Annotated in this window: 5 protein-coding genes; 3 read left to right on the plus strand and 2 right to left on the minus strand. The window is 69.0% G+C overall.

What is annotated here, in order from left to right:
- Positions 1-183 precede the first annotated feature (183 nt).
- A complete protein-coding gene (locus ROR02_RS06835; RefSeq protein WP_147163274.1) occupies positions 184-1869 on the plus strand; it encodes a methyl-accepting chemotaxis protein in 1686 nt (561 codons plus the stop codon).
- 24 nt (positions 1870-1893) lie between these two features.
- On the opposite strand, the gene ROR02_RS06840 is transcribed toward ROR02_RS06835, so the two are convergent.
- Both ROR02_RS06840 and ROR02_RS06845 read right to left on the minus strand, forming a co-directional pair.
- A complete protein-coding gene (locus ROR02_RS06840; RefSeq protein WP_147163275.1) occupies positions 1894-4128 on the minus strand; it encodes a diguanylate cyclase domain-containing protein in 2235 nt (744 codons plus the stop codon).
- Positions 4125-7322 (minus strand): YhdP family protein, encoded by a 3198-nt coding sequence (locus tag ROR02_RS06845; RefSeq protein ID WP_147163276.1) that lies wholly within the window; start codon positions 7320-7322, stop codon positions 4125-4127. The genes ROR02_RS06840 and ROR02_RS06845 overlap by 4 nt, the downstream gene beginning before the upstream one ends.
- Before the next feature lie 85 nt (positions 7323-7407).
- On the opposite strand from ROR02_RS06845, the gene ROR02_RS06850 reads away from it, so the two are divergent.
- Positions 7408-10386, plus strand: a complete 2979-nt coding sequence (locus ROR02_RS06850) for a bifunctional [glutamine synthetase] adenylyltransferase/[glutamine synthetase]-adenylyl-L-tyrosine phosphorylase (protein ID WP_246135439.1) — start codon at positions 7408-7410, stop codon at positions 10384-10386.
- Positions 10383-10889: a peroxiredoxin gene (locus ROR02_RS06855; RefSeq protein WP_246135440.1), complete on the plus strand. Its 507-nt coding sequence runs from the start codon at positions 10383-10385 to the stop codon at positions 10887-10889. Before ROR02_RS06850 ends, ROR02_RS06855 begins: the two co-directional genes overlap by 4 nt.
- The last annotated feature ends 85 nt before the right edge of the window (positions 10890-10974 follow it).

Below are 10974 nucleotides of genomic sequence, written 5' to 3' on the forward strand. Positions count from 1 at the left end.
CCGTTGGTATAAGCCCCTGGTCCTTCATCCGTTTCCCGTTCCGGCTTCTTCCGTCGCGACCCTGCCGTTCTTCTGGAAGGGAGGCCAGGACTTTTATGGCGTATGGACTCTTGCGACTACACTCTTTGTGCTATATTTTTATAACCCGTTCAAGTCTGTCCTCGCTCAGGGAGCTCCGCGGCCATGCTCATTGCCAAGCTGCCCATTGCCCGCAAAATTGGCCTGCTCGTTGGCCTGGTTGCGTTGGTCGCCGCTGGAATCGGTGGCATCGGGATTTACGCTTCCATGACATACGCGCATTATTCCAAGGAAATAACCGAAGCCTCGGCGCGAGCGCTGGTGGGAGAGCGGGTTAATGGCCTTGTCCTGGCCGTGGTCATGGATTCGCGAGGCGTTTACATGTCGAAGGACGCGGACGCCGCGGAAAAATTCGCGGCCCCGCTGATGAAGAATCTCGCCTCGATGCGCGACTACATGACAACATGGCGAGCCCTGGTTCCAAAGGATCAACAGGCCACCTTCGAGGCCGCCAACGCCAAGGTCGAGGAGTTCATCCGGTTTCGCAGCGAGCTTGTTCGCCTCGGCCGCGAGGAATCCACCGCCCAGGCCCGTCTGTTTGGCGATAATGACGACAATCGATCCAACCGTAAAGCACTCAATGCCTTGTTGCAGGAGCTTGCCGCCGGCAACGAGGCTTCGATCGGCGCCCTGACCGCCGCCCAGGACCAGTTCCGCCGCCTGATCACGGGGCTGCTGATCGCCGTGCCCCTCGTGGGAATCGCGGGCGGACTGGGGTTGTCGGCCCTGATCAGCCACCGTTACCTGATCGATCCCTTGCGCGGGCTGTCGCGCTCCATGGACGGCATCGCGGCCGGCGATTTGCAAACGCCCGTGCCCGAGGCTCCGGGCGAGGACGAAATCGCCGCCATGACCACCTCGCTGCGGGTATTTCGCGATGCCCTGGCCCGGGCCCGGACCACGGACGAGCAGCAACGCGCCACCGAGAAGGAACGCGCCGACCGGGCCCGCGCCGTGGCCGGCCTTGCCAGCCACTTTGATGAAAAGGTGGGGGCGATCCTGGCCCAGGTGGCCGAGGCCACGACTCACATGGCCAGCACCGCCACCACCATGTCGTCGATCGCCGAGGACACCAGCGCGCGCGCGGCGGCCGTGGCCAATGCCTCGCAGCAGGCCAGCGCCAATGTCCAGGCCGTTGCGACCGCCACCGAGGAACTGACCTGCTCGATTTCCGAAATCGGCCGGCAGGTGTCCACGTCCACCACCATCACCCGCAAGGCGGTGGGCGAAGCGGCGCGCACCGACCAGCATGTGCGCACCCTCACCGAAACCGCCCAACGCATCGGCGAGGTGGTCACCTTGATCAACTCGATCGCCAGCCAGACCAACCTGCTGGCGCTGAACGCCACCATCGAGGCCGCCAGGGCCGGCGAGGCGGGCAAGGGATTTGCCGTCGTCGCCGGCGAGGTCAAGCACCTGGCGACCCAGACCGCCCGCGCCACCGAGGATATCGCCGCCCAGGTGGGCAGCATTCAGAAGGTTTCAAGCGATACCGCCGAGGCCATCGCCACCATTGCCTCGGTCATCGGCCAGCTTGATGAAATCTCGGCCAGCATTGCCCAGTCCATCGAACAGCAGGATCTGGCGGCCAAGGAAATCGCCCGCAACGTCCAGCAGGCCGCCCAGGGAACCGATCAGGTCAGTGCCACGATCGATCAGGTCAACGACGCCGCCCGGGGCGCCAGTTCCACCGCGCGCGAAACCGTGAAAGCGGCCACGGGCTTGTCCTCCCACACCAACGAGCTGCGCGGCATGGTTCAGAAGTTCCTGGAAGGCGTCCGCGCCGCGTGAGGACCACACGGCGCCCCCGCTCCTTCACACTTCCGGTTGGATGGGCGAGGCGTAGCACGCCGTGTTGCGCCCCGCCGCCTTGGCGGCATACAAGGCCCGGTCGGCGGCGCGGCGCAGGTCGGCGGCCGTCAGGCCGTCCTGGGGATGGACCGCCGCGCCGATGCTGGCCGACACCAGGGCCGGCCCCTCGGTCAGGGCAAAGGGGTGCTCAAGGGCGCGGCGCACCCGCTGCGCCACCTCCTCCACCCGGTTGCCCCGATCCAGATCGTTGAGGATAATGGCGAACTCGTCGCCGCCCAGACGGGCCACCGTGTCGGCCGAGCGCACGCAGCCCACCATGCGCCGGGCGGCCTCGGCCAGCAGCATGTCGCCGGCCGCGTGCCCCAGGGTATCGTTGACCGCCTTGAAGTGATCCAGATCCACGTACATCAGGGCAAAACGGCGGTCGTGGCGCAAGGCGGTGGCCAGGGTCACGTCCAGGCGATCATCGAACAGGCGCCGGTTGGGCAGGTCCGTCAGCGCGTCGTAGGTGGCCTGGTGCAAGATCACGTCCTCGGCCGCCTTGCGCCGGGTGATATCGCTAAACGACGCGACGAGGCCGCCTGGTTCTCCCTCGCCCTCGGGCAAGGCGGTGAGATGCAGCCATTCAACGTACATTTCCCCATCCTTGCGCCGGTTCCACACCTCGCCCTCCCAGCGGCCGCGCGCGCGCAAGGCGGCGTGCATCTGTTCAAAGAACGCAGGCGGATGGTGGCCCGATCTCAACAGTTCCGGGGATCGGCCGATCACCTCCTCGGGAGCATAGCCGGTGATCACCGAGAACGCGGAATTGACCCGAACAATCCGGTCTTGGGCATCCAGCACCATGATGCCCTCGGCCGTGTGATCGAACACCGCCTGGGCGATGCGCAAGGAGCGTTCCGCGGCCAGGGCGTCGGTCACATCCTTGACGCTGATCACCACCTGGGGAACATCCCTGCCGCTGCCGGGATGAACCACCACGTCCATCTCGACCACGCGCCGCGTCACGCCATCGCGGCGTAGAACCGAGGCCCGGTAGTGGGTGGGGACGACCTCGCCCTTCAGGCGGCGGGCGTTGATCTCCTGGATCCGGTCGCGGTCCTCGGGCGCGAACAAGGTCAGGGCGCTCATGGCCATGATCTCGCGGTGGGAATAGCCGGTGATCTCGCTCAGGCGGCGGTTGGCGAACAGAACCCGCCAGCCCTGGACCATCAGGAATCCGTCCTGGCTGCTTTCCACCACGGCCCGGGTCCGGGCCTCGCTTTCCTCCAGGGCGCGCCGGGCTGCTTGCACCTTGCTGATTTCGTCCAGCAACGCCCCGTTGACGTTGGACAGTTGCCGGGTCCGCGCCTCGATCACCGCTTCTTGGAAACGATGCGCCCGCTGCAAGTCTCCCATGGTCCGGCGTTCCTGCCAAGCCATCATCACCCGGCGCCCCTGGGCCAGGGTGACATGGGCGAGCACCCCCACCACCAGCGCGCCCACCAGGCAAATGAAGGCCGCGTGGGCGAGCTGTTCGTCGCGGCTGGCCACCAGGGCGTCGGCCGGCAGGGTGATGGAAATGCCGCCAAGGTGCTCCCCCACCTGGACCCCCGAGCCGGCGTGGCAGCCCACGCACGACTCCCGGGCCGTCAGGGGCGCCATGTACCGGTGCACCGCGCGCTGTCCTTTGGCGCGATCGGCGGGGATCAGGGCCAGGCGTTCCCGGGCGGCACCGGACGCGAAACGCTCCAGGGATTCGCGTTCCCAGGGGTCGGGCGCGTTCTCGGGCCCCAAGGGCGCGAGGCTGGTCATGTGAAACACGATCCCTTCGCGGCGCGCGGCCAGGGCGGCCAGCTCGCGGGTCATGCGCGCGGGATTGAGCGCTTCCAGGCGCCGGCCGTCGGGCAGCACGGCCGGCGGCGGATCGGTCGGAGCGGCCGTTTCGGGAACGGGGGCCGGCGCGACATACACGCCCCCATGCACCGCGTTCCATTCACGCGTCACATCCAGGATCTGGAACACGGTTCGCGCGCGATCCGTGGCCACGGCGGTCAGGGTGTCATCCAGGCGCGCGCGCTCGGAGACGAACACCCCCAAGGCCACGAGGCCCACGACGCAGTAGACCACGCCAATAATCCACCGGTATCCCCACGCCGGGATTTCCGGTTCCCGGTGCTGTCCTTCGGGCGGAGGGGGGGAGAGGGAGCCGTCGCTGGAGGACGGGCCCACCCTGGCGTGCGGACGTGTCAGGGTCATCCCCCTTCCTTCCCTGGCGCGTCCCGGGCGGTCTGCTCCGGGGAATCGAACAACGAGAAAATGCCACGCAGGAAACCCGGCGTGAGCGCCGACAGCGGATTGACCGACACGTCGGGCTCGTCCAGCGTGCCGCTGACCTGATAGGTGACCCCGATCAGACCTTCGCCCTCGCCGCCCACCAGGGCCTTGCCCACCAATGGAATCTGGCCCAGCAAGCCGTTCAGGGCATAGGCGGGGACCAGGGTTCCTTCCAGGGCCAGGGCATCGCTTTCAAGGTTCAGCGAACCCTTGGCGGTGAGGCCCAGGGAGAGGCCATAGGTCCGCGCCTCCGACAAAACCAGCACCGGATCCTCGTACACGAAGGGCACCCGCAGGGCGATGAAACCGATCCCCGGGCCCCCCAGGGCATCCAGAATGCCCGTCAGTCCGGCCAGGGACAGCAGCCGGGCCATCAGGGGCGCCTGGGTCAGGCGGAAATCGTTCATTTCCACCTGGCCGCGCACCGTGCCCGACTCCTCGATTCTCCCGGTAATCCGCAAGGGGCCGCCCTTCAGGGAATCGAACACCCCCAGCCCGCGCAACACGCCTCCGCCATCCGTGGTGTTGACGACAAAGGCCCGCTCGGTCCCCGACGGCCCCAAGGTCAGGTTCAAGAAAGGCCCCCCCGGCACCAGGGCATGGACCACCGCCTGCCGCCATTCGGTGTCCGAGCGCGACAAGGTGGCGGAAACATTTTCAAGAACCGCCGTTTCGCCCAGGCGCAGCCGCGCAAGGCGGATGTCGCAGGTCAGGGCGGGGAGCGACGAGGACTGATCGGGCGGCTGGGCCGCGCGCCAGGCCCGCACCGGACGCAGATCCAAAATCCCGTCGGTCAGGGTCACGGCCGTGGCTCCCGCGCCCTGGGCGGGGATCACCGTTCCCTTCACCCACGACGGCCCCACCGCCAGTTCCTGAATATCCACGAGGCGCGGGCTCGCGTCGTCGGGGTCCAGGGACACGCTGGCGCGCGCGCGCAGATCGGCACCGGCATCCACCGCCACGTCCAAGGTGGCCTTGGTGGGGGAAAAGCGTCCCCCGATCCGCATCCTGCCGGGGCGTCCGGCCGGCTTGCGCCAATCGAACGGCGCCAGGGTCAAGGTCAGGGGGGCGAGGTCGAACACGCCTTCAAGGGTTGTTTTCCCTCCTTTTTCGCGCGTCACGGTGAGATCGGCGGGCAAGGGACCCACGGCCATCGGCGGATCCTGGTCGGGCAGGACAAGCCCCAGGGCGGCGCGCCGGGCCTCGCTCACGGTGCCTTGAACGTGATAGCGCGAGGTCACGCGCCCGTCCCCGAAGTTCTCGCGCCAGGTCAGGCGGGCCGGCACCCCCGCCAGGGTGGCGGTGCCCTTCACGTCCATGCCGGCGGGATCAAGGGTCAGGGCGAGGGTCCCGGCTTCCAGGTCATGACCCAGCACGACGCCGGGCAGCCCCACCCGCTCCAGGCGGGCGGCGACCTTGAGGGCAATTTGTTCGAAAGTCAGGGTCTTGAGCAGGGGGAAGGCCAGGGTCAGGCTGGTTTCGGCCTCGCCCGCGACCCGGGCGGGGTCCAGGCCCACGGCGCGGGCATACCCGAAGGGGTCGTGATCGATCAGGGCCAGGGCCTCGGACACGGGGCCTTGCACCTGGGCTTCGATGTCGGCGAACTGATCTTCCTGGTCCAGGCCGGAAAAAACGACATTGCCGCCTTCCAGCACCAGGCCGGGCAAGCCCCGCACCCGTCCCGAATGCACCAGCACCCCAATCGCCGAGGGACTGAAGCCCACGGTGCCCGTCACCTGCTCCAGGGGCGGCAGGGGCGCGCGGTAGTCGATGCTCATGCCCTCGATCTCGGCCACGCCATCGAGCCCGGCCAGGGCCAGCCCGTCCGGGCCCGCCGCCAGCGCCGCGGTGAAGCGGGCCTCGCGGATCCGGCCTTGCGACAGGTTGGCGGCGATCCACTCCCGCGCCCCCGGAGCGGCGATTTCCGGCCAGCGGGCAAGCACCCCGTCAAGGGCAAGCCCTCCGGTCAGGCGTGCCTCGACGGTGGCGGTGGGCGCATGGCCGAGATCGCCAAGCCGGGCCGTGATCCCCACCCGGGCGTGATCGTCGAGGTCGATCCATGCCGACGTCAGGTCGAGACCATCGGCCCCGGGCCCCACCTCGCCCCGGGCCACCACCCGGGGAAAAACCCAGGTAAACGGCTGGGGATCGGGCTGGGCCACGGTCAGGTCGCGGGCCTCCACCCGGAAGGTCGCCCCGGCCAGGGCGGCGCGCCCCTCCCCCCGGGCCAGGGCCAGCGCGTCCACGCGCGCGCGCGCGCGGACATCCAGATGCCCCGATCGCCATGGGTCGAAAGCACGGGCGAGATCCCCGGCGTGCCCCAGCCCCGCCAGCAGCCGGACCAGGGCGGCCGGGGTAACGTCCGCAAGGTTCAGCGAAAGATCAACGGGCGCCGTGCCCGAGGCCCGCCCCACCCCCAGATCCACGGCGACCGGGGCGGCCTCGGGCACGGTCACGGTCAAGGCCGCGTGCACGGCCAGGGCGCCGGCCGGCTCCGCGCGCTGGAAGGACGCCTCGCCGACCTCCACGCTCAGCAGCGGGGTTCCGGTCTCGTCGCCGAGCCGGATCAGCGCGTCGCTTATCCCCAGGCGCGCGGGCAAGGCCCCAAGGCCGGTTCCGTCCGCCGCCGGCGCGCCGTCCAGCAGCCCGGCCAGGGAAAACCCCGTCTCGTCCGCCGGTTCCGGCCCGGGGTCCGCCTTCCCGCCCAGGTCCACCCGGCCGTCCGGATGACGCACCAGGTCCAAGACCAGGCCGCGTCCCTCCAGGGCGGTGATCACCACCCGGCCTTCCAGCAAGGGCGCGGGAGCCAGGCTCAAGGCGAGTTCCGGCATCCGGGCCAGCGGCCGGCCGTCCGGGGTTCGCAGATCGATGTCAATGCCGCGCAGGTCGAGGGCTTCGTGCCAACCGGCCCAGAACAGGCGCACGCCGCCCACGCGCACCACCAGGCCCTGGCCGGTCAGGGCCTCGGCCACGCTTGATTCCACCACGGGCGCCAGGAAATCGAGGATGACGGGGCCTTGTTGCAGGCGCCACGCCGCGCCAACCAGCGCAAGAACCCCCATCACGCCCACGACCCCCAGGCCGCGCAGCATCACCTTGAGGCTTCCGTGCAGCACCACTTCCTCCACCAGGACTCAGGGGCGGTCCCTTGACGCCCGCCGGAGTATTCCTTCAGTGTGCGTCAAAAAGCACGGGGTGAAAATGCACGAGTTTGTTTTTCCAGGTTCCGGCGCCCGCTTTCCTCGTCCCGCCGACGCGGATCGCTGCCGTCTGGGCCGCGAGCGATGGCACGCCCTGGCCGAGGGTGGCGCGTCGGAAACCCGCCGTGCGTTCGTCACGGCCTTCGAGGCCGATCCCAACGGGTCGGCGCTTCTGGACGCGGTGTTCGGCAACAGCCCCTTCCTGTCGGGCTGCCTGCTGCGCGATCCGGAAGGCCTGGCCCGCCTCGCCACCCTGGGCCCCGACGGCGCCTTCGAACGCCTGCTTGACGAGCTGGCGGTGCCGGCGACCGATCCGGCCGACACCACGGGCCTGATGCGCCGCCTGCGCCTTGCCAAGCGGCGCGCCGCCACCTTGATCGGGCTTGCCGACCTGACCGGAACCTGGGGCGTGGAGCCGGTCACCGATGCCCTGTCGCGCTTCGCCGAACAGGCGGTGTGCCTGGCCGTGGCCCAGTTGCTGCGCCAGCGCCACGACCGGGGCGACCTTGTCTTGCCCCGCCCCGAGCAGCCCGAGGCCGAGTGCGGCTATTTCGTGCTCGCCATGGGCAAGCTGGGCGGTGGCGAACTGAATTATTCGTCGGATATCGACCTGATCGTGCTCTACGACGCCGAGAAGGTCGTGTACACCGGCAAGCGTTCGGTTGGCGAATGCCTGGTCGGCCTGACCCGCGACCTGGTCCGGGTGATGGAGGAGCGCACCGCCGACGGCTATGTGTTTCGCACCGACTTGCGCCTGCGCCCCGATCCCGGCTCCACCGCCATCGCGCTGTCCACCGAGGCGGCCGAGATCTATTACGAAACCCTGGGCCAGAACTGGGAACGCGCCGCGATGATCAAGGCGCGGCCCATTGCCGGCGACCGCGAGGTGGCCCGGACCTTCCTTGCCCACCTGCGCCCGTTTGTCTGGCGCAAGCACCTGGATTTCGACGCGATCCAGGATATCCACTCAATGAAGCGCCAGATCCACGCCGCCAAGGGGGGCGCGGTCATCGGGGTGGCCGGGCACAACATCAAGCTGGGCCGGGGGGGAATCCGCGAAATCGAATTTTTCGTGCAGACCCAGCAGCTGATCTGGGGGGGACGCGCGCCCGAGCTGCGCTCGCCCGCCACCTGCACGGCGCTGGCCGCCCTGGGCGAGGCCCAGTTGGTCACGCCCGACGTGGTCACCGAGCTGACCGGGGCCTACCGCGCCTTGCGGACCTTGGAACACCGCTTGCAAATGATCGATGACGAGCAGACCCAAACCCTGCCCACCGATCCGGTGAAGCTGCGCCACGTTGCCTTGTTCCTGGGCCTTGCCGACACCGGGGCGCTGACCGAGCATGTGCTGGCCTGCCTGACCACCGTGGAAAGCCACTACGCCCACCTGTTCGAGGACGCGCCCAGCTTGTCCACCGAGGAGGGCAACCTGGTTTTCACCGGCGGCGAGGACGACCCGGAAACCCTGGCCACCTTGCGCGCCATGGGCTTTTCCAACCCCGAGGCGGTGATGGCCACGGTGCGCGGCTGGCATCACGGCCGGGTGCGCGCCACCCGCTCGGTGCGCGCGCGCGAACGCCTGACCGAGCTGGTCCCCGACCTGCTGCGCGCCCTGGCCCGCACCGCCCAGCCCGACGTGGCCTTGATGCGTTTCGACGAGTTCCTGGCCAAGCTGCCCACGGGCATGCAGATTTTCGGGTTGTTCGATCACGACCGCTCGCTGCTTGACCTGGTGGCCGAGATCCTGGGCGACGCGCCCCGTTTGTCCGAGCAACTGGCACGCAATCCCACGCTGCTCGATGTGGTCCTGATGCCCTGCGCGACCTTGCCCGACCGGGCCACGATGGCGCACACCCTGGACACCTTGCTCGAAGACGCCCTGGTGTTCGAGGATACCCTGATCCTGGTCCGGCGCTGGGCCAATGACCTGAAGTTCCGGGTGGGTCTGCTCACCTTGCGTTGCGAGGTGGGGGCGGAGCGCACCGGCCAGGGGCTTTCCGACATCGCCGACGTGGCCCTGTCGGCCCTGCTCCCCCGGGTGGAGGAGGAATTCGCCCACGCCCATGGCCACATCGACGGGGGCGCCCTGGCGATTCTGGCGCTGGGCAAGCTGGGCAGCCGCGAAATGACCGCGACCAGCGACCTTGATCTGATCTTGATCTACGACGCCCCCGCCGAGGCCGAGGGCTCGGACGGCGAGCGCCCCCTGGCCACCGCCGTGTACTTCACCCGCCTGACCCAGCGCGTGGTCAACGCCATCGCGGCCCTGACCAGCGAGGGCGCGCTCTACGAGGTGGACATGCGGTTGCGCCCCTCGGGCAACAAGGGGCCGCTGGCCACCAGCCTGGAAGCCTTCCGCCGTTATCACTCGGAGGCGTCCTGGACCTGGGAACACCAGGCGCTGACCCGCGCGCGCGTCATTGCCGGCCCCGCGCCGCTGCGCCAGGCGATCGAAGGAGTGATCCGCGAAACCCTGACCCGCCCCCGCGACCCCCAGCGCCTCGCCCACGACGTGGCCTCGATGCGCGCGCGCATGGACCGCGACAAGCCCCCCGCCAGCCTGTGGGACGTCAAGCTGGCCCCGGGCGGACTGGTCGACGTGGACTTCATCGCCCAGTACCTGCAACTGCGCCACGCCGCGACCCATCCCCAGGTCCTGGCCGGCGAGACCATCACCGCCTTGGGCCGGCTGGCCGACGCCGGGTTGCTCGATCCCGGGCACGCCAGGCTGTTGCAGGCCCACCACCGGCGCAACCTGGCCATCCAGGCCACCTTGCGCCACTCCATCGACCACGCCCCCCGGGACAGTGATCTGACCCCGGGGCTCAAGGCCAAGCTGGCGCGGGCGAGTGCCTGCGAGTCGATCGAGGATCTTGCCTCGGCCTTGCAATCCGATGGCGCGCGGGTCCGCGTACTGTTCCACGAGATCGTTGGAACGGCCGACGCGGAAGCGCCCGCCTTGCAGGAGGACCCCTCATGAACCCTGAACCCCCTCCCCCCGCCGCGCCCACGCCGGTGACCCTGGCGGTGGGCGATCCGGCCCCCGACTTCACCTTGCCCACCAGCGGCGGCGGCACGGTGTCGCTGGCCGATCTCAAGGGCAGGATCGTGGTGCTGTACTTCTATCCCAAGGACAGCACGCCCGGCTGCACCCGCGAGGCCATCGCCTTCCAAGGCGCCCTGCCCGAGTTCGAGGCCCTGGGGGCCACGGTGATCGGGGTGTCGCGCGACAGCGTGAAAAGCCACGACACCTTCAGCGCCCGCCAGGACCTTACCTTCCCCCTGGGCAGCGATCCCGAGTCCAAGGTGTGCGATGCCTATGGCGTGCGGGTGTACAAGATGCTGTACGGCAAGGTCTCGCTGGGCATTGAACGCGCCACCTTCCTGATCGACCGCGAGGGCGTGGTGCGCGCGCTCTGGCGCAAGGTCAAGGTCGAGGGTCACGTGCAAAAGGTGCTGGAGGCGGCGCGCGCCCTGGGGTGACGGCACCCCGCCCCCTTCTGATTCTAGAGTAATCCGAGATCAGGCTGGGCCATTTCCTGGCCCAACCTGATCTCGAAGTTACTCT

The organism is Pararhodospirillum oryzae, from assembly GCF_007992075.1.
GTDB lineage: Bacteria > Pseudomonadota > Alphaproteobacteria > Rhodospirillales > Rhodospirillaceae > Pararhodospirillum > Pararhodospirillum oryzae.

Coding starts and splice junctions, on each gene's coding strand:
- ROR02_RS06850 (WP_246135439.1), top strand. CDS start 7,408: ATGCACGAGTTTGTTTTTCCAGGTTCCGGCGCCCGCTTTCCTCGTCCC.
- ROR02_RS06855 (WP_246135440.1), top strand. CDS start 10,383: ATGAACCCTGAACCCCCTCCCCCCGCCGCGCCCACGCCGGTGACCCTG.
- ROR02_RS06835 (WP_147163274.1), top strand. CDS start 184: ATGCTCATTGCCAAGCTGCCCATTGCCCGCAAAATTGGCCTGCTCGTT.
- ROR02_RS06840 (WP_147163275.1), bottom strand. CDS start 4,128: ATGACCCTGACACGTCCGCACGCCAGGGTGGGCCCGTCCTCCAGCGAC.